The organism is Bradyrhizobium sp. CB1717 (assembly GCF_029714325.1).
Classification (GTDB): Bacteria; Pseudomonadota; Alphaproteobacteria; order Rhizobiales; family Xanthobacteraceae; genus Bradyrhizobium.
This window is the reverse complement of record NZ_CP121666.1, coordinates 3,147,453-3,169,314: the sequence shown is the minus strand read 5'-3', so window position 1 is coordinate 3,169,314 and position 21,862 is coordinate 3,147,453. Positions and strand designations below refer to the sequence as shown.

The window sequence follows — 21,862 nt, the reverse complement described above, 5'->3', positions numbered from 1 at the left end:
GTCTCCGCTCGGGAGCCAAGCGACCCGGGAATTGACGCGAGCCAGGGAGCCCATCATGCGCGTTGTGGTCTGCGGCGCCGGCGTGATCGGAGCCTGCACCGCTTATTTCCTGCGCCGCCGCGGCATCGACGTGATCGTGGTGGAACGGACCGAAGTCGCGGCCGCCGCGTCCGGCAAGGCCGGCGGCTTCCTGGCGCGCGACTGGTGTGCCGGCACGCCGCTCGATGCTTTCGCGCGGCGCAGCTTTGCGCTTCACGCGCAATTGCCGGAGGAAATCGCGGGCGACTGGGGCTACCGGCCGATGGCCGCCTATAGCGGTTTCGTCGCGTCCGACGGTGACGCGCGCCGGGATGCACCATCCGCGCTTGGCTGGCTCAGCGACGGTGTCGTCATCACACAGCGCATTGGCACGACGAAGACGACTGCGATCATTCATCCCCGCAAGTTCACGTCGGCCGTGATGGACGCAGCGCTCGCGCTCGGCGCGCAGCTTCGCCCAGGCCGCGTCACCGGCCTCGTGCGCGATGGCGATCGCGCGACCGGTGTCGAGGTCGAAGGTCGCGTCATCGCGGCTGATGCCGTCGTGATCGCCATGGGGCCGTGGTCGCTGCTCGCGGCGCAATGGATGAGCCTGCCCGCCGTCTACGGCCAGCGCAGCCCGAGCATCGTCTACGACACCGCCGCCGACGTGCCGGCCGACGCGCTGTTCCTGGAGTATGAGGACGGCGGCAGCGCGGTCTCGATCGAGGTCTTTCCGCGCGCCGATGGCAGCACGCACATCACGGCCCTGTCCGACATCGCACCGCTGCCGCTCGATCCCGCCGCCGTGACGCCGGACGCTGATGCGATCGCGCGGCTGCAAGGCATGTCGGAGCGGCTGTCACCGCTGTTCCGTCCCGAAAGGATCATCGCGCAGCAAGCCTGTTTCCGTCCGGTGACGCAGGACGGCTTGCCGCTGATCGGCAAGGTGCCACAGAGCGAAGGCCTCTATGTTGCGACCGGACACAATGTCTGGGGCATCCTCAACGCACCCGCCACCGGAGAAGCCCTGGCGGGCTTGATCGCCGACGGCGCAACGCGCGAGGTTGATTTGTCGCCATTCGATCCCGCCCGGCTGACACCGCTCGATCCATCCCTGCTGCAAGCACGCTGAACCGCCAACAGTTCGCTTTCTTGTAGCCCGGATGGAGCGAAGCGAAATCCGGGACCTCAGTGCCCGTTGGTGAGAACCCCGAATTGCGCTTCGCTCCATCCGGGCTACAGGAGCTTCAAGCATGCTGAACGCTTGACGACATCGCGGCGCGCCGATCGTTCACAGCCGTTGACACTCACGCATGCCCGTCGACGGAATCTGCATGCCTGCGCACGATCAGTGTCTCGCGCCTCTTTTGCCTGCAATTTACACCGCGATAGACTTTAGTCCGCCTCCCACAATCCTGAATGCAGTTTCACTTGCCGAGAAAGCCTCGGCCGGTATAGTCGCGACACAATGGCTCATAAGAGGCCTGTTCAAAGGGAGAGAACAAGATGAAGAAACGACTCTCTGTTGCGTTGCGTATCGCGTGCGACATGACCGCGACCGGCGTGCCGAAGCACGTCGCAAAGGCCGGCGCAAAGGCCAACGTCCGGCCTCCGAGCCTCGTCAAACCCATCACAGGCTGATCGGGACTGCTCTCCGGGCGTGAGCCTGGAAGCATTCACATGCGCTCCATCCAGCACCGTCCCTCAAGGAGGCAGCTCGTCTGCCTGGTCAATCATCTATGCGAGCTTTCCAGATCTTGATCGATGGCTTTGCCATCAGCGCTCTCTACGCCCTCGGTGCCACCGGCTTCACGCTGATCTTCGGCGTCTCGGGCGTCCTCAACCTCTCCCATGGTGCCATCATGGTGGCTGCAGCCGTCGCCGCCTGGGCCGCCGCGAGCATCCTCGGCGTCGGCACTTATGCTGGCGCGCTGATCGGCGTCGGTGTCGCCCTCCTCACGGCGTTTGCCACCTATTTCGCGGTGGTGAAGCCGATCCAGGACTCCCGGCGCATCCCGAACGAGGAGAAGGAGATCTTCGTCCTCACGGGAACGCTGCTCTGGGGCATCATGATCCAGGAGCTGATCGCCTATTTCTTCACCAACAACGCCAAGACCGTACTGCCGATCGTCGAGGGCGTGGTCGAGATCCTCGGCGTCCGCACGCCGCGGAATGAAATCTTCACCGCCATCGTCTGCTGCCTCGTCATCGCGCTGCTGTGGCTGCTGGTGAACCGCACCCGCACCGGCAAAGCGGTGCTGGCGGCCTCGATGAACCCGCGCGGCGTGACGCTGCTCGGCCTCGAGCTCACCAACATCTACATCGTGGTCTGGGCGATCTACGGCATCCTCGCCGGCATCGCCGGCGTGCTGCTCGGCATGTTCCTCGGCGTCAGCTCCTACAGCGTGGGACCGCTGACCGCGAGCGCGTTCTCGATCGTCGTGCTCGGCGGCCTCGGCAGCGTCTCCGGCTCGCTGATTGCGGCCTTCGTGGTCGGCTATCTCGAAACGCTGACGGCCTATCTGGTCTCGCCGGCCTATCGCACCATCCCGGCGCTCTTGCTGCTCGTGTTCGTGATGTACATCCGGCCCCAGGGCCTTCTGGGGAGGCGCTGAGATGTCCACCTTCTTCACCTCGCGTCTGTTCTTCATCTCGCTGGCGCTGGTCGTGATCGCGGCGACGTTGCCGCTCTATGTCTCCGGCTACGTGCTCGGCCTGCTCACCGTCGCCTTCTATTTCGGCGTGTTCGCGATGGCCTGGGACCTGCTGTTCGGCTTTGCCGGCGAGGTCAATTTCGGCCCGACCTTCCTGATCGGCGTCGGCGCCTACACTGCCGGCATCCTCAACGCCCAGTTCGGCTGGTCGGTCTATGCTTGCATCCTGCTCGGCGCGCTCGCCTCCGTCGTCGCGGGCCTCGTGCTGGCGCTGCCGGCGCTCAGGGTGCGAGGCCCCTATTTCGGCCTGACCACGCTGGTCGCGGTCTTGATGCTGCAGAACTTCATCGTCGTGTTCGCCGACCTCACCGGCGGTGAGATCGGGCTCACCATCCCCGACGTCATCAGCATCAATGCCGGCACCAATTACTGGATTGCGCTCGGCTTCATGACCATCTCGGCCGCGATTCTCTATGGCCTGTCGCAATCGCCCGTTGGACTCGTGCTGCAGGCCAGCGGCCAGGATCCGGTGCAGGCCGGCGCGCTCGGCTTCAACATCGTCAAGCACAAGCTCGCGGCCTTCATCGTCTCTGCGTTCTTCTCGGGTCTGTCGGGGGCGCTGCTGGTGTTCTACTTCGGCACCGCCTCGGTCGGCACCGTCGTCGACGTCGCGGTCGGCGTCAACGTGATCGTCTCGGCCGTGCTCGGCGGCCGACGCACCGTGCTCGGCGCGGCGCTGGGTGCGATCTTCCTGATCGTCGCCGGCGAATTCTTAAGGCCCACCGGCGAGCTCGCGACCTTCATCGTCTCGGCGGTCGCCCTGCTCGTCGTGCTGTTCTTCCCCGGCGGCTTCCTCGGAGCGGCCCTCTCGCGCGAGGCTCGCTCGTGATGGATATGAGGCTTTCAAACCGCGCCGTGCTCGAAGTCCGTGGCCTGACCAAGCGCTTCGGCGGACTGACCGCGGTGAAGAACCTCGGCTTCGAGGTCAACAGCGGCGAGATCTTCGGCCTGATCGGACCGAACGGCTCGGGCAAGTCGACCGCGATGAAGAGCGTGATGGGCATCGAGCGCCCAACCTCGGGCGAAGTGATCTTCGAGGGCGAGGACGTCGCCGGCCTGCCCGCGCACAAGATCGCGCGCAAGGGCTTCGGCATGGTGTTCCAGCACTCGCGGCCGCTGAACCGGCAGACCGTGCTGGAGAACATCATGGTGGCGCTCTTGCCGGACAGCCTGTTCATGCTGTTTCCGGACAAGGCGCTGGTCGAGCGCGCCAAATGGATCGCCGAGCGCGTGGGCTTAGGCAACGTCATGAACCGCCGCCCGCCGACGCTGCCCTTCGCTGACCTGCGCCGGCTCGAGCTCGCCAAAGCCATCGCCCGCGATCCCAAGGTCGTGCTGGTGGACGAACCCTTTGCCGGGCTGACGCGGGCCGAGGTCGACATCTTCTCCGACCTGATCCGCAGCTTTCGCGACGACGGCCGCGCCGTGATGCTGGTGGACCACAACGTCAAGAGCGTCGCCGCGCTCGTCGACCGCGTGCTCGCGATGTATCTCGGCGAGGAGATCGTCACCGGCAAGGCCGAGGACGTCATGCGAAACGAGACCGTACGCCGGGTCTATCTCGGCGGCGCGATCGAGACCCATGCCCGGCCCGAGACCAGCTTCAAGGACAAGGTGCCGCTGCTCCAGGTCGAGAATGTCAGCGTGTTCTACGGCAAGGCGCAGGCGCTGGAGAACGTCTCGATCCATGTCCACGAGGGCGAGTTCGTCTCCGTGGTCGGCCTCAACGGCGCCGGCAAGACCACGCTGTTCAACACCATCTCCGGCTTCCTGCCCTATAGCGGCGAAATCGTCCGCGGTGGCGACAGGCTGCGCGGCACCAGCCCGGCGAAGATCGCCCGCAGCGGGCTCGTGCAGTGCCCGGAATCGCGCGAGCTGTTCGGCGAGATGAGCGTGCGGGAGAATCTCGACCTCGGCGGCCAGCACCTCGCCGACGACAAGCGCGCCGCGCAGCTCGCCTGGCTGTTCGAGCTGTTCCCGATCCTCAAGGAGCGCCAGGGCCAGATGGCACAGACCTTGTCGGGCGGCGAGCAGCAGATGCTCGCGATCGGACGCGCGCTGATGATGCAGCCGCAGATCCTGATCCTGGACGAGCCGACGCTGGGCCTTGCCCCCGTCATCCTCGAGCAATTGTCGAAGGCACTGACCAAGCTGCGGCAGACCACGGCGATCACGGTGCTGCTCGGCGAGCAGAACGTGACCTTCGCGCTGCCGCACGCCGACCGCGTCTATGTGCTCGAACACGCCCGGATCGTCTGGGAGGGCGATCCCGGCCGCTTCGCAAGCGAAGCCGGCGCCGATTTTCTGTAAGTCCTCGACATCAACAAGAAACATAGAAAGGAAACGACCATGCGACCTTCAGTTCTCGGCAGCAGCTTCCTCGCCTCCGCGCTGGCATTGTGCCTCGCCGCGCCCGCCTACGCCCAGTCGAACGATCCGATCAAGATCGGCGTCATCGCCGAGGTGCAGTCGATCGCGGGCGCGGCAACGCCGGGCGGCGCGCAGATCGCCGCCGACGAGATCAACGCCAAGGGCGGCATCCTCGGCCGCAAGGTCGAGATCGTCACCTACGACAACAAGAGCTCCTCGGCCGATTCCGTGCGAGCGTTCCAGCGCGCGGTGAGCGAGGACAAGGTCTCCGCGGTGATCGCGAGCTACATCAGCGAGGTCGTGCTGGCGCTCGAGCCCTGGGCGGCGCGGCTGAAGATGCCACTGATCACCCCCGGTGCGGCCTCGAACGAGATCACCAAGGCGATCCACAACGACTACGAGAAGAACAAGTACACCTTCCACGGCTATCTGACCTCGGCCGCCCAGGCCCAGCTCGTCTGCGACGCCGCCAAGGACCTCCTCGTCGACAAGCTCAAGTTCAAGACGGTCGCGATCATGAGCGAGGATGCCGCCTGGACCAAGCCGCTCGACGTCGGCTACGAGGCCTGCCTGCCCAAGGCCGGGCTCAAGGTGGTCGAGCATGTGCGCTTCTCGCCTGACACCACCGACTTCACACCGATCTTCAACAACATCGAAGGCAAGAAGCCCGACGTGATCGTGACCGGCATCTCGCATGTCGGCGTGCAGCCGACCGTGCAGTGGAAGAACCAGCAGGTGCCGATCCCGATGTTCGGCATCAGCGCGCAGGCGCTGAGCCCGACCTTCTGGAAGGACACCAATGGCGCCGCCGACGGCGTGCCGTCGCTCGCGGTGGCAACGCCCGACGTCGCCGTGACCTCCAAGACAAAGCCGTTCGCAGCCGCCTTCAAGGCCAAGTTCGGCTCGCCGCCGGCCTATACCGGCTACACCGCCTATGACGAGGTCTACATCATCACCGACGCGATCAAGCGCGCCGGCTCGACCGATCCCGATAAGATGGTCACCGAGCTCGAGAAGACCGACTACGAGGGCACGATCGGCCAGATCCAGTTCTACGGCAAGAACGACGAGTTCACCCACGGCATCAAGTCCGGGCCGGGCACGATCACCGGCCTCGTCTTCCAGTGGCAGGACGGCAAGCAGGTCGTGGTCTGGCCGGAGAAGATCGCCGAAGGCAAGATGAAGTTTCCGAACTTCGTGAAGCTGTCGCAGTAACGTCCGGCGCCGGCGCGCACCCGGCAGCCAAACGTCCCCGGCAAGGCCCGTCGCATTAACGCGGCGGGCCTTCGCTTTGTGAAGAACGCAACTGGCCCGCTGGCATCAAAGGACCCATCCTGCGATCTTGCCGTTAATGCCCAAGCGGGGCTGGAGGAGCCAGATGGACGACCGACCGAGACAACCCGAGAGCCTGATGCAGGACGACGGCTTCGTCCGGGTCCGGGGCGCCCGCGAGCACAATCTCAAGAACGTCGACGTCAAGATTCCGCGCAACGCCCTGGTCGTGTTCACCGGCGTGTCGGGCTCCGGCAAATCCTCGCTCGCCTTCGGGACGATCTACGCCGAGGCGCAGCGGCGCTATCTGGAATCGGTCTCGCCCTATGCGCGGCGCCTCTTCCACCAGATGCAGATCCCTGAAGTCGACGACATCGAGGGCCTGCCGCCCGCCGTCGCGCTTCAGCAGCAGCGCGGCGCGCCGACGACGAGATCGTCCGTCGGCAGCGTGACCACCATCTCGAACCTGCTCAGGATGCTCTATTCCCGCGCCGGCGACTACCCGCGGGGGCAACCGATGCTCTATGCGGAGTCGTTTTCTCCCAACACGCCGGAGGGGGCCTGCCCGACCTGCCACGGCATCGGCAGGATGCTCGACGTCACCGAGAAATCCATGGTGCCCGACGACACCAAGACGATCCGCGAGCGCGCCGTCGCGGCCTGGCCGAGCGCCTGGCAGGGACAGAACTTAAGGGACATCCTGACGACGCTGGGCTACGACGTGGACAAGCCCTGGCGCGAGCTGCCGAAGAAGGACCGCGACTGGATCCTGTTCACCGAGGAGCAGCCGACCGTTCCGGTCTATGCCGGCTACAACGCAGCCGAAGTCAAACGGGCGCTGCGCCGCAAGGAGGAGCCGAGCTATCAGGGCACGTTCACCGGCGCCAAGCGCTACGTGATGCAGACCTATGCCAAGTCCGAGAGCGCGATGATGAAGCGCCGCGTTGCGCAGTTCATGATCACGCAGGACTGTCCGACCTGTCATGGCACGCGGCTGAAGCCCGAGGCGCTCAAGGTGAAGTTCGCCGGGCTCAATATCGCCGAGATCTCGCACCTGCCGCTGAAGCAATTGCAGGAGCTGATCAAGCCGTTCGCGAAAGCTTCGCCGGACAGGTCGGAGAAGGCTGTCGTCGCCCGGCGCATCTGCGAGGATCTGTCGGCACGCCTCACCGTCCTGCTCGACCTTGGCCTTGGCTATCTCGCCTGCGAGCGCAGCACGCCGACGCTGTCCCCGGGCGAGCTGCAGCGCTTGCGTCTGGCGACGCAGGTCCGCTCCAACCTGTTCGGCGTCGTCTACGTGCTCGACGAACCATCCGCAGGCCTGCACCCCGCCGATACCGAGGCGCTGCTGCGTGCGCTCGACCGGCTGAAGCACGCGGGCAACTCGATCTTCGTGGTCGAGCACGAGATCGAGGTGATCAGGCATGCCGACTGGCTGGTGGATGTCGGGCCCGACGCCGGCGACGGCGGCGGACGCATCCTCTATAGCGGGCCGCCGGCAGGGCTCGGCGACATCGCGCAATCGCGAACCGCGACCTATCTCGCGCATCCACGAAAGAAGCTGCCGACGACCCGTCGCGAGCCGAACGGGCATCTGAAGATCAGGGGTGTGGTCCGCAACAATCTCCGCGGCCTCGACGTCGATATCCCGCTGGGCGTGATCACTGGCATCACCGGCGTGTCGGGCTCCGGCAAATCGAGCCTGATCAGCCAGTTCCTGGTCGAGGCCGTCGCCAGGCATCTCGGCCATACGCTGGCCACCGATGCGGATGACGACAGCCTGGCTCCGACGGTCGAGACGTTGGGCGGCAAGATCCTCGCCGGTCTCGACCGTGTCGATCGCCTCGTCGTCGTCGACCAGAAGCCGATCGGCCGTACGCCGCGATCCAACCTTGCGACCTACACCGGCCTGTTCGACCACGTCCGAAAACTGTTCGCGGCAACGCCGCAGGCCAAGGCTCGCCGCTACGATGCCGGGCGCTTCTCGTTCAATGTCGTCAAAGGCAGGTGCGCCACCTGCGAGGGTGAAGGCTTCGTCTGCGTCGAGCTCTTGTTCCTGCCCAGCGTCTACGCGCCCTGCCCGACCTGCAAGGGCGCGCGCTACAACGACAAGACGCTCGAGGTGAAGATCGACGGCAAATCCATCGCGGACGTGCTGGCGATGCGCGTCGACGAGGCCTTCGACTTCTTCCGCGACGATGCCACCCTGAACCGTTCGCTGTCCGTCGTGCGCGAGGTCGGTCTCGGCTATATCCGCCTCGGCCAGTCCGCGACCGAGCTGTCCGGCGGCGAGGCCCAGCGCATCAAGCTCGCGACCGAGCTGATGCGTCCACAGCGCGGGCACACCCTCTATATCCTGGACGAGCCGACCACAGGCCTTCACCCCCGCGATGTCGAGCGCCTGATCGCCCAGCTCGATCGGATCGTGGATGCCGGCAACAGCGTGGTCGTGGTCGAGCATGACATGGATGTCGTGGCTCACAGCGACTGGATCATCGATCTCGGTCCCGGCGCCGGCGACGAGGGTGGCCTTATCGTCGCAGCGGGGACACCGCATCAGCTCGCCAAGGCGGGCGGGAAGACCGCGCGCTATCTGGCGCGCCGCCTGAAGCACTGATTGCACGATTTCGCGGCATCATTTCGCAATTGCGTTCCAGGCCCGCGGAGGACGGACCCAGACTTTCGCCATGTTGACTTTCCGCGCCCCCCCTCCCCATACTTCGCAAAAAATAACAACCAACGGTTTTGAGGGAGGATAGGATGCCGACTTCACGCAGGCAGCTGCTGAAGGGTACGGCGGCTGCCGCCGCCACACTCAGCCTCGATTGGACCAGGGCCCAGGCGCAAGCCGAGACATTGCGCATCGGCCTGATCTACGACCTCACCGGTCCGTTCGCCGCCGGCGGCTCGGTCGCCTCGTCGATCGGCGCGCAGATCGCGATCGACCTCGTCAACGAGAAAGGCGGCGTCGGCGGCAAGACCAAGATTGCCCCGGTCGCCGCGGATTCCCAGAGCAAACCCGACGTCGCGATCAACGAGGCCGAACGCCTGATCAGCCAGGAGAAGATCGACATCCTCAACGGCGTCTATGCGAGCGCGCATGCGGTGCCGCTCGCGGCCAAGGTCGAGCAGCAGAAGAAGATCCTCTGGATCACGACCGCGGTCTCGACCGCCGTGTTCAAGGACAAGAACCTGCAATACGTGTTTCGCGCGCAAATCCATTCCGACCAGTACGGCCAGGCCTTTGCCCGCTTCATGAGCGAGCACGCCAAGGCAAAGCTCGGCATGGACCCCAAGGACGTCAAGGTCGCGCTGATCCACGAAGACGGCCCCTACGGCGTCGGCGTCGCCGCCGCCGACGAGGCCTACGCCAAGGACGCTGGACTGCAGGTCGTATTGCGCGAGGGCTATTCGGCTTCGGCGCCCGATCTCTCGGTGCTGGTCACGAAAATCAAGCGCGCCAAGGCCGACGTGATCTCGCATGCCGGCTACAACCCCGACATCACCCTGTTCCTGCGCCAGGCGCGCGAGAGCGGATTGCGCTTCAAGATGCTGTTCGGCAACGGTGCGGGCTACAGCCAGCTCGACAAGCTGCGCGCCACCTTCGGCGCCGATATCGACAATTTCTGCAACATCGATCCGGTGCCGGCGCAACTGCTCGACCCCGCCAAGCTGGCGCCGGGCATGGGCGATCTGATCAACGCGATGGTCACGCGCTACAAGGCCAAGACCGGCGCCACCGACGTGCCGCCGCATTGCTCGATGGGCTTCAATCAGACCTGGGTGCTGCTCAACAACGTGCTGCCGGTCGCCAAGGAGAAGTACGGCAGCTTCGACCCCGAGGCGATCCGCAAGGCCGCGCTCGACGTCGACATCCCCGCAGGCGGCACCATCCAGGGCTATGGCGTGAAATTCTTCCCGCCGGGCACACCGATGTCCGGCCAGAACGAACGCTCGACGCCGGTGGTGATGCAGAACGCCGGCGAGCACATCTCGGTGGTGTGGCCGACCAACATCAAGACGCAGGACCCGGTCTTCCCGCTGCCGAAGGGTTCGACCTACGGGGCATAGGAAGCTGTCGCTACACGAGCGGTGCACCCTCTCCCCTTGTGGGAGAGGGTGGCTCGCCGCGTAGCGGCGAGACGGGTGAGGGGTCTCTCTCCGCGCGTGAGCCTCTCACAATGAGCAAGCGGATAGAGACCCCTCATCCGGCGCTTCGCGCCACCTTCTCCCACAAGGGGAGAAGGATTCGCGGCGTGCCTTGCCGCTACATCGCCCTACAACACCACCCTCCGTCCCTCCTCCGCCGCCCAGTACCCGGCGTAGTTCACCTTGATCGTCTCATAGGCCAGCGCGAGGTCCGACAGCGGCTGCCGCCCGGTCGCGGCGCATTCCATGAAATCCTGGATCTCCTGGAGATAGCCGCGCGTCCATTCCTCCTCGAGGCAGACATATTGCCAGCCGGTTTTGCGGTCGACCTTTTCGGTGATGTAGACGCTGGCGAGCTTCTCCTCGCTGGTCTGATAGCTCATCAGATGATTGTTCGGCGTGATGTTGGCGAACAGCGAGCCGCCGGACGTGTAGGTCTCGATCAGATTGCGCACGCCGCCCATGATCATGTCGCCGGAGAAGATGGTGGCCTTGGTGCCGTCGGAGAAGGTGGCGGTGAGCGTGCCCCAATCCTCGACGTCGACGGGATTGGCCTTGATGTAGCTGCGCTCCTCCGGCTTGAGCACGGCGGTGACGTTGCCGACATCGCCGGTGACGCTGGCGACATGGATGCTCTCGCCCCGCGCCCTGGCTTCGACCTGCTTCAGATATAGCACGGCCGAGAGCGGATGGCAGCCCATGCGGATCAGCGAGCCGCCGCCGGTCATCGCCCATTGCGCCGCATGCGCGGCGTGCGAGCCGGAATGGCTCTCTTCACCCTTCATGAACAGGATCTTGTCCTTGGTCGCCTTGATGATCTCGGCGGTCTTGGTCACCGCCGGCGCGTAGATCCAGTCCTCGGCATACATGAAGAGTTTTCCGGTGCGCTCGATCGCGGCGCGCGTCCTGTCCATCTCTTCGATCACGCGCTCATACATCAGCGCCTTGGGCACGTGCTTGCCGATCGGCTGCGTGTCGCCCTCGCGCCCGAAATAGCCGGCGAAGGGCTTTTCGCAGATGACGTGCTTGCCGGCCTGCATGCTGGCGACGATCATCTCCGCATGAAGGTTCGGCGGCGTGCAGATGTCGATGACGTCGAGCTCGCCGTCCGCGATCAGCTCGGCGAAACTCCGATAAACACGCGGGATATTGTGATGCCGGGCGAACGCGACGACCTTGTCGCCGCGCGCGGCCACCGCCGCGACCTCGACATCCACGCCATAGACGCGCCGGAACGCATACATGTGCAGCTCCGACACGAAGCCGCAGCCGACGAGTCCCACCCTGATCCCAGTCATAGCGCCCCCCTTGCTTCGGGCGGCACTATAGCGCGCTCGGAGAGCTAATCCACCGACACGCGCACCACGCCGGCGCTCATCATGCCGAGCGCGCGAGCGGCGGGTACCGAGAGATCGACGATGCGGCCGCGGATGAAGGGGCCGCGATCATTGACGCGGCACTGGATCGTGCGCCCGCTGTAGGACACCCTGAGCACGCTGCCGAACGGGCGAGTGCGGTGGGCGCAGGTCAACTCGCCGCCTTTGCCGGCCCTTCCATATCCGTAGTACGAAGCAAGCCCGCTTTCGGCGTTAGCGACGGAGATGAAAGCGAGGAATGAAGTCATCAAGCAAAACAGAAGGATCGTCTGCGCGCGCACGGCACCGCTCCCGGTTAACCCTGCCCGGCGCTGCAAACGTCGTTTTGTTCCCTCAGGTTCCAGGAACCCCGCCGGAAAACGTCCGGCAAGGTCATCACAGTTTGTTACTGCCGGTGAAACACCAGCGTTCGGACCTCGATGCTTTCACGGGGCGCCGCATCGGCGGGCGTGGTCGGATCGACGAACGCGGTGTGCGGCCCGAAACGGGTGCGGCCATCCGTTGCGGAATCGTAGCACTTCAGCAGCAGCGCCTCGTCCGGCGTCATCTCGGGAAAATAGAACCAGCGGTGGTTCGGATTGTATGTCACCGAATAGGTTTCACCGCGACGATTGGGATAGATCAGGTCGGAGGCGACGAGATCCTCGGGCTTAACCGTCGTGCCGTCGGCCATGGCGAGCGGTGAATCGCGCAAGGGTCCGCGGATGGGCCGCCACAGATTGATCACCTGCACGCGTCCCTTCAGCAGCTCCTCGGCCTCGTCAGGCAGATGCTCGCGCACGCGGTTGGCGCCGGACGAAACAGTCTGGTCGACATGGACGCGCGTCGCCGGCTGACGCGGCCCGCCGCCACGAATGTCCGTGGCGCCCTCAACGCGCTTGCGCACGGTATGGTCGAAGATGACCACACGATCGGCCTTCAGCGTCGCGCGAAGGAAGGCTTCGACGGCGGGATAATAGACCGCGCGGATTTCCTCCTCGTTATAAAAGTCCTTCACCTGCGTCGGGTGACGCACCAGCGCAAAGCCCTCGCGATCGAGCGAGAAGTTTTGCGCGATCAGCCGCGCATCGAAGATCGGGACCTGGTGCGGCTCCGGCAGCGAGGTGCTTTTCGGCTCGCCCGGCGGTGGATCGAAGGCGTAGGTGCGCGGCTTGGCCGATGTCGGCGCGAGATAGTTGAGTTCGGCAGTGACGAAGGGAAGCGATTCGATTCTTATTTCTTGCAGGCCCATGGCCGGTCTCCCGATGTGGTCGTCGGATTGATTTTTGCGGGGATACGATGGGGCGCAAGGGAGGTAGAGCAAATAGCAATAGAGGTGTTCTCGGCGGCGCAAGCAGCAGAAGGAATATTTCGAGGAAGGCGACTGCGCTGGAAAGCATCGCCTCTCCTCACGGGTCCTTGAGGTGCTCGTGAGAGCGTTTCTTCCTCTTACCCTCCCCTGGAGGGGGAGGGTCGATCGCGCACAGCGCGAGCGGGGTGATCTCTCCACTCGGGCACTATTGGATGTGGAGAGACCGTCACCCCACCCCGTCTCACGTTTCGCTGTGCTCAACGCGAGCCGACCCTCCCCCTCCAGGGGAGGGTAAGCCGACCGGCGCAGGCAGAGCCGCCTACAACCCCGCCTTCGCGATCGCATCCGCAAACGAGCGATCCACGATCTCCGCTGCATCGAGCTTCTGCTTGATCAGGCCCCAGCGGAAATACAGGTCGATCGTGCTCTGCTCGTCCGCGACGACGCCGTCGTCGATCGGCGCGATGCGGATCTTTGCGCGCGACAGCCAGTTCTGCGGCACGGCGGTCGGGATGTTCATCAACCTGCCCCATGTCGCGGCATAGCTGTCGACGTTGTTCAGCGACCACGCCCGCGCCGCGGTGAGGCGCCGGACGAAGTCGGTCAGCTCGGCGCGCTTATCGCGGATAGCATCGGGCCGCGCCACCTGGAAGCTCAGCCCCGGTGTCAGACCTTCGGAGGTGATGATGCGGCGCGATTTGAACAGCACCTCCTCCTGGCTGACATACGGCTCCCAGGTCGACCAAGCATCCACCGAGCCCTGCGTGTAGGCGATCTTGGCGTCCGACGGCGCCAGGAATGCGATCTGCACGTCACTCGCAGCCCAGCCGTTCTTCTCCAGCGCGGCGAGGATCAGCTGATGGCCGATCGAGCCGCGGCCGGTCGCGATCTTCTTGCCGCGGAGGTCGGCAAAACTCCTGATCGGCGAAGTCTCGGGGACGAGGATGGCGAGCCCCTCGCGCGTCTGCCGGATCGCGGCGATCGCCTTCACCGGCGCGCCGGAGGCGGCGGCAAAGGTGAAGGGTGCATCGCCGACGAGGCCGGTCTCGATCGCGCCCGCGCTCAACGCCTCAAGCAGTGGAGCTGCCGCCGGAAACTCCTTCCACTCGATCTTGTAGGGAACGTCCTTGAGCACACCGGCCGCTTCCATCACGGCCTGCGAATTGCCCTTCTGGTCGCCGACGCGCAGGGTGGTTTGCGCCGCCGCCAGTTCAAGCGAACCGAACAGCAGCGCGCCGGCGAGCATGAGGCGGATCATTCCGCCGCCTCGCCGCGAACGGCCTGGCGCTTGGCAACCAGCTCGCGCGTCAGTGGGATCAGCTCGCGGCCGTATTCGATGGCATCGATCAGGGGATCGAAGCCGCGGATCAGGAAATGGCTGATGCCGAGGTCGTAATAGTCGCCGAAGACCTCGGCGACCTGCTCGGGCGTGCCGACCAGTGCGGTGGTGTTGCTGTTGGCGCCGGTGAGCTTTGCGATCTCGGTCCAGAGCCGCTTGTCGATGCGGCTGCCCTGGTCGGCGAGCGCGAGCAGGCGCCGCGCGCCGGCGGTGGCATGGCCGTCGGCGGGCTTACGATAGCCGGTCTTGTCCTGGAGCGCAGTGGCGCGCGCCAGAATTTCCTCTGCCTTTTCCCAGGCCTGCTTTTCGGTCGGGGCGATGATCGGCCGCACCGACAGGCTGAAGCGTGGCGTCGGCCGCCCCTGCCGCACCGCGGCGTTATGGACGCGCGAGGTCACGTCGCGCACCTGCGCATAGGATTCGCCCCACAGCGCGAAGGTGTCGGCATGCTTGCCGGCGACGTCGATCGCCGCATCCGAGGCGCCGCCGAAATAAACGCGGATGCCTTCGGGGCGATACGGCTTCACCTGCGAGAAGGCGTTCTCGACCTGGTAGTACCTGCCCTTGTAGCTGAACGGCTTGTCGCTGGTCCATTCCAGCTTGAGCACATCGAGGAACTCGGAGGTACGGGCATAGCGCTCGTCCTTGTCGTCGAGCGTGTTGCCGTCCTGCCGCAGCTCGGTGGCATTGCCGCCGGTGATGACGTGCAGCGCGACCCTGCCGCGCGAAAACTGGTCGAGCACGGCGAACTGCCGCGCCAGCAGCGTCGGCGCGGTGAAGCCGGGCCGCTGCGCGATCAGCACGTTGAGCCTCTCAGTGTGATTCAGCACGTGCTGCGCGACCTGGAGCGCGTCCGGCGAGGTCGAATGAAACGCCAGCAGCGCACGATCGAAGCCGGCATTCTCATGCGCCTTCGCCACCGTCTCGATGTGAGTGGGGTTGAGGATCGGTCCCTCGCGAACGACAGTCTCGGACGAATTGTTATTGCTGATGAAGCCGATGAACTCGATCGACATGATCGTCTCCCTGATTGTTTTCCGGAAAAGCTAGAGACCCAATGCGGCGCGGCCGAGGCCGATGCGGGTGGAATCGTCCTGCGGCGTGTGCACGCGCCCGCACAGCACGTCGCGATAGTGCCGCTCCAGCGGATTGCTGCGGGACAGGCCGTGATTGCCGGTGAGCGACAAGGCCTCCTCGACCACGGCGACGGCGTTGTTGGTGACGGTCAACTTGATGACGTTGGATTCGCCGGCGGACAGCTGGACCCCATCATCGAAGTCGCGGGCGAACGTCTCAATCAGCCGCGCATTGACCGCGAGCCGCGCCTCGATCGCGCCGAGGCTCTCCTGCGCGCGGGCCAAGGTCGCCAGCGGCGCGCCGAGGCTGGCGGGAACGCGCTGTTTCAGGAACTTGATCAGCCAGTCACGCGCCGCGCGGGCGACACCGTCATAGATCGCGGCGACGAAGACCGTGTGGACGGTCGCCTGCGTGACGTCGGGGGCCCGCCAGTCAGCCGGCTTGCGCACGTCGACTTCGGAATCCAGCGGGATCACGACATCGTCGAAGATGACGTCATGGCTGCCGCTGGCGCGCAGGCCGTGGTGGTCCCAGGTCTCGACGATGCGCGTGCCCGGCAGGCTTGCCGGCACCAGGAACTGACCGACGCGGGGCTCGGCCTCGTCCGTTCGTGCCCAAACAAGGTACCATTTCAGGATCGGCGATCCCGTCGAATAGATCTTATGGCCGGAAAGGCGCCAACCGGTTTCGGTGCGCCGGGCGATCGTCGCCGGCAGGCGGCCGCGCGCGGGCGAGCCGAGCTCGGGTTCGACCCGAAGCGCGTTGACCAGCGCAAGGCCTTCGACACTCTCGCGCGCGAGCTTGCGCGACAGCCGCGCCGGCCAGGCCGGGCTGCGCGCCATGACGAGATGATTGATGTAATGCATCGACAGCACCAGCGCGGTCGACGGATCGGCCTTGCCGAGGATGCCGATGACGCGCGCGGCGTAGCGCGCGCCCGCCCCGGCGCCGCCATGGGCCGCCGGCACCGTCAGCGACAGCAGGCCGGCCTCGGACAGTTCGCGAAAATTCTCGAAAGGAAAGCTGCCCGTGCGGTCGTGCTCGGCCGCCCGCGTGCCGAAGGTTTCGGCCAGCACCTCGGCGCGCGCGATGTAGTCGGGTTCGCTGTGAGCCGTGCGGCCCTTGGCTGCAGGCGTTACCATGTGGCGTCCAACCCCAGCAGACCAAGGATCTGGCGGCGCAGATCGGCGAGATACGGATCGCCGCGATGGCGCGGATAGGGACGGTCGACACGGATGTCGGCCTTCACGCGCGCGGGACGCTCGCTGAAGACGACGACGCGGTTGGCAAGCACCAGCGCCTCCTCGGCATCATGTGTCACCAGCAGCGTGGTAAAGCCCTTACGCTGCCAGAGCGCGACGAGCTCGGCCTGCATGGTGATGCGGGTGAGCGAGTCCAGTTTTCCCAGCGGCTCGTCGAGGATCAGGATTTTTGGATCGTTGACCAGCGCACGCGCCAGCGCGACGCGCTGCGCCATGCCGCCGGAGAGCTGGTGCGGATAGGCATTGCGGAACGACGACAGCCCGACCAGATCAAGCGCATCATCGACGCGCTGCCGCTGGCTCCTAAGAATGCCCTGGGCCTCGAGGCCCAGGGCGACGTTGTCCCAGACCGACCGCCAGGGAAACAGCGTCGGATCCTGGAACACGACCACGCGCGAAGGATGCGGACGTCTGATGCGCTCCTCGTCCTCCCACAACCTTCCCGCCTTGGGCTTGTCGAGCCCGGCGACGAGCCGTAGCAAAGTCGACTTGCCGCAGCCGGACGGTCCGAGCAGCGCGACGAATTCGCCCGGCTCGACCGAGATGCTGACATCGCTCAGCACCGGCAGCTCGGCACCGTCGATGTCGAAGGCGTGGCTGACCTGCTCGATGTCGAGCGCGGCGCCGGCGGCCGGATGCGTGATCGCCTCCGTGAGAGCTGTGGCTACCATTTGACGGTCCCCTTCTGCCAGACCAGCAGGCGGTCGCGGATCGAAAACAGCAGCGTGATCGCGCCGGAGCAGAGCAGCGACATCACGATCAGCGCCGCATACATGTTGGCGTAGGCGGCCCAGCCCTGCGCCCATTGCAGATACCAGCCGAGCCCTGCCTTGACGCCGATCATCTCGGCGACGACGAGCACGGCAAAGGACGAGCCGAGCCCCATGAACAGGCCGACGAAGACGTGCGGCAGTGCCGCGGGGATCGCGACGTTCAGCACAAGGAAGGACGGTTTTGCGCCCAACGTGCGCGCAACGTCGTAATAGGCGTTGCTGACGCTCGCGACGCCCGACCAGGTCAGCACGGTCACGGGAAAGCCCGTCGCCAGCGCGATCAGGAAGGTCGAGGCGCTCCAGCTCGACGGGAAGGTGAAGAAGGCGATCGGCAGCCAGGCCGTCGCCGGCAGCGGGCCGATGAAGCGCAGCACAGGATGCACCCAGTAGCCGACCGCGCGCGACCAGCCGATCGAGACGCCGGTCAAAAAGCCGACCGTCGCGCCGATCAGATAGCCGCCGAGCTGGAGCTTGATCGAGGCGAACACGCTGTCCAGCAGTTTTGGCAGATCGTCGGTATAGACCTCGATGATCGCCTGCGGCGGCGGAAAGAACGGCAGCGGCAGCCAGGCGAATTTTGCAGTCGCGGCCTCCCACACGGTCAGGAAGGCACCGAGCGCGACCAGCCAGGGCGCACGCTTGTGCAACGCCTGCCCCGCCGATCCCAGATAGTCGGCGCCGACGGTTCCGAACAGTGCGATCGCCGCGATGACGAAGGCGGCAATGCCGAGCGAATGCGTGCGCGACCAGTCGCCGACATCTTCCCACCACAGGCAGGACAGGCCGAAGGCGATCCAGGCGATGCTGGCGACCACGCCGACACCGGATTCCCGGAGCCAGGTGGCCAGCAGCGGCGCGCGCGAGGAGCGCGGCGCGCCGGAGGCGAGGCCGTCAGACAGCGAATACGTCGACATAGATGCGCTCCGCGAATTTGGCGGTGTCGGTGCTCTGCTTGAACACCTGCACGCTCTTGAGATCGTCGGCATAGGCCTTGAGCTCGCGCTTGAGCACGTCGCCGACGGGATGATGGTGATGGGTGTGGTAGCGCACCATGCCCTCGATGTCGGCGAGCGTCGCCGCCTTCGGCGCGTAGGGCTGGAACGACTTTGCCGCGACCGTGGAGTTCTGCGAGGTGAACATCGCGGCATCGAGCAGCGCCTGGGTGATGGCACGCGCGACCTGCGGCTCCTCGCGCACCAGGCTGCCGCGCAGGCCGAGAATGCAGCAGCTCTTTTCGCGGTATTCGCCGTCGAGATTGGAGGCGACCTCCTTGTATTGCGTGTCCTTGAGCCAGAGATAGGCCAACGGATCAGAGGACAGGAAGGCCTGCACCTCGCCCTTCTCGACGGCAACGTTGAGCAGATTGCCGGGATAGGCGCGCCAGTCGACGTCCTTCACCGGATCGATGCCAAGTTTTGCCAGTTGGATCGAGAAGAAGTTCTTGTCGGGCCCCGCGAGATCGCCGACCGCGACGATCTTGCCCTTGAGGTCCGCGAGCTTGGCAACGCCGGAATTGGCGCGCGACAGCACGCGCATGCAGCCGCCATGGGTGCCGGCGGCGATCTTGACGTCAAAGCCCTGCTCCAGCGGCTTCAGCCAGCGCAGCGCCATGCCGAGGCCGGCATCGCTCTTGCCCGTCGCGATCGCCTCGAGCAGCTGATCGGTCGAGCCGGAATAGTTGACCAGCTCGACGTCGAGATTGTGCTTCTGAAAGAAGCCGTGCTCGATCGCGACCGGCACCGGCGCGAGGCAGACGGCGCCGGCATTCCACGACAGCTTGAGCTTGCGCGGCGCGCCGGTGAGCGCAGGTGCGTCCGAGGCCGTGCGGCACAGCGGAAAGTCCGAGAAGTCGACACCGGTTGCGATCCCGCGCGGAGCAAAAGCCTGTGCCCCGAGCGCACCGAGCGGCGCCGCAAAGGCGGCTGCAAGCCCTGCCTGGAGCAGATGGCGCCGGTCGATTGTCGATCCGCTGCGCTTGGTGTCGTCGTTCATCGGCCCCTGGCTCCTGCGCTGGCACGGCTCCGCCATTTACGCAACGTTTCGCGTTGCGCATGTTCCGTGCGGAGCTGCGTTGAGAGAAAGTTTTCCCGCCGGCGCTTTTCGCGCCGCGTTGATGCGATGCGCAAATCATGCGGCGCGTTGGCGACATCGTCAATGAAATGGAATTTCGAATGTGACGCGAAGCGAAGTCATTCTCTCCATCCGCGCGTGCGGGAACGATGAAAGGATTTTTGCAGATGCAACGGCGGGCGGTGTGCGCTTGCGCGCCCTCTCCCGCTTCATTCATGCGCATCATCGACCGCGCATGCTGCAATTTCTCGAAAGCCTCGCTTCGTTGAAACGTCCTTGCCGATCGCGCACGCGATACGGTTGGCCATTTCATTGACTGCGGATCGCGCGCTCATAGACTTGATCGTCTCGCTGCATCGTCCGCTCACGCATCGTGAGCGACGCAACAAGACGGATCCAATGAGCATCAACTCCCACGACCATTCCATCACCCGCCGGCTCGCCACCTCGTTGCTGGCCGCCGCCATCACCCTGTCGACAGCGGCCGCATCGCTCGCCGCCGACCCCGTCGTGCTGCGCGTCGGCGACCAGAAAGGCGGCAACCGTTCGCTGCTGGAGATCTCCGGCTATGCGAAGGACCTGCCCTACAAGATCGAATGGTCGGAATTCCCGGCAGCCGCGCCGATCCTCGAGGCGCTCAACGCCGGCGCGCTCGATGTCGGCTACACCGGCGATCTCTCGTTCCTCTCGGTCTATGCGGCCGGCGCACCGATCAAGGCGATCGGCGGCACGCGATCGGACGCGAAGACGCAAGCCATCCTGGTGCGCCAGGATTCGCCGATCAAGTCGGCCGCCGACCTCAAGGGCAAGCGCCTCGCCGGCACGCGCGGCGGCTGGGGCCAGTTCCTGATCGACGCGACGCTGGAGAAGGCGCAGATCAAGCTGGAGGATGCGACCTTCGCGCCACTCGGCCCCGTGGATGCCAAGATCGCGCTGGTCGCCGGCTCGATCGACGCCTGGGCGGTGTGGGAGCCCTATGTCTCGTTCGCGACGCTGAAGGACAAGGCGCGCGTGATCGCCGACGGCGACGGCCTGACGCCGACCATCACCTTCATCGTCGCCTCCGACAACGCTATAGCCACCAAGCGCGCGGCGGTGCAGGACCTGGTGCAGCGCTTGAACAAGGCGCGGCTGTGGTCGCTCGATCACCTCGGTGAATACGCGAAGAACACGGCCGAACTGACAAAACTGCCGGAGGACGTGCTGCTGTCGGCCTACACCGCGCAGCGCACCAGCCCGATCGTGATCGACGAGAACGTGGTCAAGGAAATCCAGGCCGCCTCGGACCGCTCGACGCGCTACGGGATCCTGCCGAAGCAGCTCGACGTCAGCAAAGCCGTGGACCGCAGCTTCACCGCCGCGGCCGCGGGATCAAACTAAACGGAGGCGGCGGGATGCACAGGCCTCGCCTCAAGGCCGACCCGCTGCATCTCGCCGCGATCGTGCTCATGCATTTCGCCTGCATGAGCCTGATCGTGTGGCTCTCGCTCTAGCTCCGCGAGGCGCTCACCAATATCCGCCGTAATAGGACCGGTAGTAGCCGTAACGAGGGCCATAATACGGACGATAGGCCCGATAGCCATAATAGCGGGGACGCACGTAGTAGCCGCCATAGCCGTAGCCCGGCCCGTAGCCGTAATAGGCCGGCGCGTAACCATAGCCGTAGCCCGGATATCCATAGCCGCCGTAATACGGACCGCCGCCGTAATAGCCGTAGCCGTAGGGCGCGCTGCTGGCGATGGCGCCGCCGATGATCGCGCCGGCCGCGAGGGCGCCGAACCCCAATCCCCAGCCGCCACCCCAGCCGCGGCCGCGCCAATAGACCTGCGTGACATCATCGCCGACTGCCGCCTTCATGGCTCCGACATTGGTCGGCAGCGGGGCTGCTGCGGTCTGCCCGATTTGGCCGACCATGACCGCGCCCGCCAGTGAACAGGCAATTGCAGTTGTCCAGATCCTCATCGTCTTGCTCCCTGTCTGACGTTTCGCTTGGAAAAAGGATCGCAGGCCTATGATCGGGCATCGTTGCGCCAAGTCAAAGCCTCGATTTTGCGTGCGGCGCACAAGAGAGCGGGTGCATGCCTCAATTATGGTCAAGCGGGATCGCGCCGATATGACCCCCGATACGACGGCGCCCGGTCCCGGCGA

At 65.4% G+C, this 21,862-nt stretch carries 19 protein-coding genes; 9 read left to right on the top strand and 10 right to left on the bottom strand.

Annotation, left to right across the window (positions count from 1 at the left end):
* The first annotated feature begins 55 nt into the window (after nucleotides 1-55).
* The 8 genes from QA649_RS14955 to QA649_RS14920 all read left to right on the top strand — a co-directional run bounded on the left by QA649_RS14955 (nucleotide 56) and on the right by QA649_RS14920 (nucleotide 10,448).
* Nucleotides 56-1,153, top strand: a complete 1,098-nt coding sequence (locus QA649_RS14955; protein ID WP_283024855.1) for an FAD-dependent oxidoreductase — start codon at nucleotides 56-58, stop codon at nucleotides 1,151-1,153.
* 374 nt (nucleotides 1,154-1,527) lie between these two features.
* Entirely contained in the window at nucleotides 1,528-1,662 is a 135-nt protein-coding gene (locus QA649_RS14950) for a hypothetical protein (RefSeq protein WP_283024854.1), read from the top strand.
* Nucleotides 1,663-1,760: 98 nt separating this feature from the next.
* Entirely contained in the window at nucleotides 1,761-2,636 is an 876-nt protein-coding gene (locus QA649_RS14945) for a branched-chain amino acid ABC transporter permease (protein WP_018640780.1), read from the top strand.
* A 1-nt stretch (nucleotide 2,637) separates the two neighbouring features.
* Complete coding sequence (locus QA649_RS14940; RefSeq protein WP_283024853.1) at nucleotides 2,638-3,564, top strand: branched-chain amino acid ABC transporter permease; 927 nt, start codon at nucleotides 2,638-2,640, stop codon at nucleotides 3,562-3,564.
* The gene (locus QA649_RS14935) at nucleotides 3,564-5,045 is read left to right on the top strand and encodes an ATP-binding cassette domain-containing protein (protein ID WP_283024852.1); all 1,482 of its coding nucleotides are present in this window, start codon (nucleotides 3,564-3,566) and stop codon (nucleotides 5,043-5,045) included. Before QA649_RS14940 ends, QA649_RS14935 begins: the two co-directional genes overlap by 1 nt.
* 39 nt (nucleotides 5,046-5,084) lie before the next feature.
* Nucleotides 5,085-6,320, top strand: coding sequence for an ABC transporter substrate-binding protein (locus QA649_RS14930; protein ID WP_283024851.1), 1,236 nt, complete (start codon nucleotides 5,085-5,087; stop codon nucleotides 6,318-6,320).
* Nucleotides 6,321-6,483: 163 nt separating this feature from the next.
* Nucleotides 6,484-8,994, top strand: coding sequence for an excinuclease ABC subunit UvrA (gene uvrA, locus QA649_RS14925; protein WP_283024850.1), 2,511 nt, complete (start codon nucleotides 6,484-6,486; stop codon nucleotides 8,992-8,994).
* A gap of 143 nt (nucleotides 8,995-9,137) precedes the next feature.
* On the top strand, nucleotides 9,138-10,448 hold the full coding sequence (locus QA649_RS14920; protein WP_283024849.1) for an ABC transporter substrate-binding protein: 1,311 nt from the start codon (nucleotides 9,138-9,140) through the stop codon (nucleotides 10,446-10,448).
* 206 nt (nucleotides 10,449-10,654) lie between these two features.
* Here the strand turns inward: QA649_RS14920 and QA649_RS14915 are convergent, their stop codons facing one another.
* The 9 genes from QA649_RS14915 to QA649_RS14875 form a co-directional block, all read right to left on the bottom strand.
* Entirely contained in the window at nucleotides 10,655-11,824 is a 1,170-nt protein-coding gene (locus tag QA649_RS14915; protein ID WP_283024848.1) for a Gfo/Idh/MocA family oxidoreductase, read from the bottom strand.
* Nucleotides 11,825-11,868: 44 nt separating this feature from the next.
* The gene (locus QA649_RS14910) at nucleotides 11,869-12,183 is read right to left on the bottom strand and encodes a septal ring lytic transglycosylase RlpA family protein (RefSeq protein ID WP_283024847.1); all 315 of its coding nucleotides are present in this window, start codon (nucleotides 12,181-12,183) and stop codon (nucleotides 11,869-11,871) included.
* 104 nt (nucleotides 12,184-12,287) lie between these two features.
* Nucleotides 12,288-13,133 carry a CmcJ/NvfI family oxidoreductase gene (locus QA649_RS14905; RefSeq protein ID WP_283024846.1) on the bottom strand — a complete coding sequence of 282 codons (846 nt, stop codon included), beginning with the start codon at nucleotides 13,131-13,133 and terminating at the stop codon, nucleotides 12,288-12,290.
* Between the two features lie 379 nt (nucleotides 13,134-13,512).
* On the bottom strand, nucleotides 13,513-14,451 hold the full coding sequence (locus QA649_RS14900) for an ABC transporter substrate-binding protein (RefSeq protein ID WP_283024845.1): 939 nt from the start codon (nucleotides 14,449-14,451) through the stop codon (nucleotides 13,513-13,515).
* Nucleotides 14,448-15,548 (bottom strand): LLM class flavin-dependent oxidoreductase, encoded by a 1,101-nt coding sequence (locus QA649_RS14895; RefSeq protein ID WP_283024844.1) that lies wholly within the window; start codon nucleotides 15,546-15,548, stop codon nucleotides 14,448-14,450. The genes QA649_RS14900 and QA649_RS14895 overlap by 4 nt, the downstream gene beginning before the upstream one ends.
* Before the next feature lie 30 nt (nucleotides 15,549-15,578).
* Nucleotides 15,579-16,751, bottom strand: a complete 1,173-nt coding sequence (locus QA649_RS14890) for an acyl-CoA dehydrogenase family protein (protein WP_283024843.1) — start codon at nucleotides 16,749-16,751, stop codon at nucleotides 15,579-15,581.
* The gene (locus tag QA649_RS14885; protein ID WP_283024842.1) at nucleotides 16,745-17,542 is read right to left on the bottom strand and encodes an ABC transporter ATP-binding protein; all 798 of its coding nucleotides are present in this window, start codon (nucleotides 17,540-17,542) and stop codon (nucleotides 16,745-16,747) included. Before QA649_RS14885 ends, QA649_RS14890 begins: the two co-directional genes overlap by 7 nt.
* Nucleotides 17,536-18,558, bottom strand: a complete 1,023-nt coding sequence (locus tag QA649_RS14880) for an ABC transporter permease subunit (protein ID WP_283024841.1) — start codon at nucleotides 18,556-18,558, stop codon at nucleotides 17,536-17,538. The genes QA649_RS14885 and QA649_RS14880 overlap by 7 nt, the downstream gene beginning before the upstream one ends.
* Entirely contained in the window at nucleotides 18,536-19,636 is a 1,101-nt protein-coding gene (locus tag QA649_RS14875; RefSeq protein ID WP_283024840.1) for an ABC transporter substrate-binding protein, read from the bottom strand. Before QA649_RS14875 ends, QA649_RS14880 begins: the two co-directional genes overlap by 23 nt.
* A 477-nt stretch (nucleotides 19,637-20,113) precedes the next feature.
* On the opposite strand from QA649_RS14875, the gene QA649_RS14870 reads away from it, so the two are divergent.
* Entirely contained in the window at nucleotides 20,114-21,094 is a 981-nt protein-coding gene (locus tag QA649_RS14870) for an ABC transporter substrate-binding protein (RefSeq protein ID WP_283024839.1), read from the top strand.
* A gap of 126 nt (nucleotides 21,095-21,220) precedes the next feature.
* On the opposite strand, the gene QA649_RS14865 is transcribed toward QA649_RS14870, so the two are convergent.
* Nucleotides 21,221-21,676, bottom strand: a complete 456-nt coding sequence (locus QA649_RS14865) for a hypothetical protein (RefSeq protein WP_283024838.1) — start codon at nucleotides 21,674-21,676, stop codon at nucleotides 21,221-21,223.
* Between the last annotated feature and the right edge of the window lie 186 nt (nucleotides 21,677-21,862).

Bases quoted from the DNA above. Each gene is read 5' to 3' on its own strand.
- QA649_RS14940 (WP_283024853.1), top strand. From the start codon at position 2,638: ATGTCCACCTTCTTCACCTCGCGTCTGTTCTTCATCTCGCTGGCGCTG.
- QA649_RS14895 (WP_283024844.1), bottom strand. From the start codon at position 15,548: ATGTCGATCGAGTTCATCGGCTTCATCAGCAATAACAATTCGTCCGAG.
- QA649_RS14875 (WP_283024840.1), bottom strand. From the start codon at position 19,636: ATGAACGACGACACCAAGCGCAGCGGATCGACAATCGACCGGCGCCAT.
- QA649_RS14920 (WP_283024849.1), top strand. From the start codon at position 9,138: ATGCCGACTTCACGCAGGCAGCTGCTGAAGGGTACGGCGGCTGCCGCC.
- QA649_RS14945 (WP_018640780.1), top strand. From the start codon at position 1,761: ATGCGAGCTTTCCAGATCTTGATCGATGGCTTTGCCATCAGCGCTCTC.
- QA649_RS14905 (WP_283024846.1), bottom strand. From the start codon at position 13,133: ATGGGCCTGCAAGAAATAAGAATCGAATCGCTTCCCTTCGTCACTGCC.
- QA649_RS14950 (WP_283024854.1), top strand. From the start codon at position 1,528: ATGAAGAAACGACTCTCTGTTGCGTTGCGTATCGCGTGCGACATGACC.
- QA649_RS14890 (WP_283024843.1), bottom strand. From the start codon at position 16,751: ATGGTAACGCCTGCAGCCAAGGGCCGCACGGCTCACAGCGAACCCGAC.
- QA649_RS14930 (WP_283024851.1), top strand. From the start codon at position 5,085: ATGCGACCTTCAGTTCTCGGCAGCAGCTTCCTCGCCTCCGCGCTGGCA.
- QA649_RS14955 (WP_283024855.1), top strand. From the start codon at position 56: ATGCGCGTTGTGGTCTGCGGCGCCGGCGTGATCGGAGCCTGCACCGCT.
- QA649_RS14880 (WP_283024841.1), bottom strand. From the start codon at position 18,558: ATGTCGACGTATTCGCTGTCTGACGGCCTCGCCTCCGGCGCGCCGCGC.
- QA649_RS14865 (WP_283024838.1), bottom strand. From the start codon at position 21,676: ATGAGGATCTGGACAACTGCAATTGCCTGTTCACTGGCGGGCGCGGTC.
- uvrA (WP_283024850.1), top strand. From the start codon at position 6,484: ATGGACGACCGACCGAGACAACCCGAGAGCCTGATGCAGGACGACGGC.
- QA649_RS14900 (WP_283024845.1), bottom strand. From the start codon at position 14,451: ATGATCCGCCTCATGCTCGCCGGCGCGCTGCTGTTCGGTTCGCTTGAA.
- QA649_RS14870 (WP_283024839.1), top strand. From the start codon at position 20,114: ATGAGCATCAACTCCCACGACCATTCCATCACCCGCCGGCTCGCCACC.
- QA649_RS14935 (WP_283024852.1), top strand. From the start codon at position 3,564: ATGGATATGAGGCTTTCAAACCGCGCCGTGCTCGAAGTCCGTGGCCTG.
- QA649_RS14915 (WP_283024848.1), bottom strand. From the start codon at position 11,824: ATGACTGGGATCAGGGTGGGACTCGTCGGCTGCGGCTTCGTGTCGGAG.
- QA649_RS14885 (WP_283024842.1), bottom strand. From the start codon at position 17,542: ATGGTAGCCACAGCTCTCACGGAGGCGATCACGCATCCGGCCGCCGGC.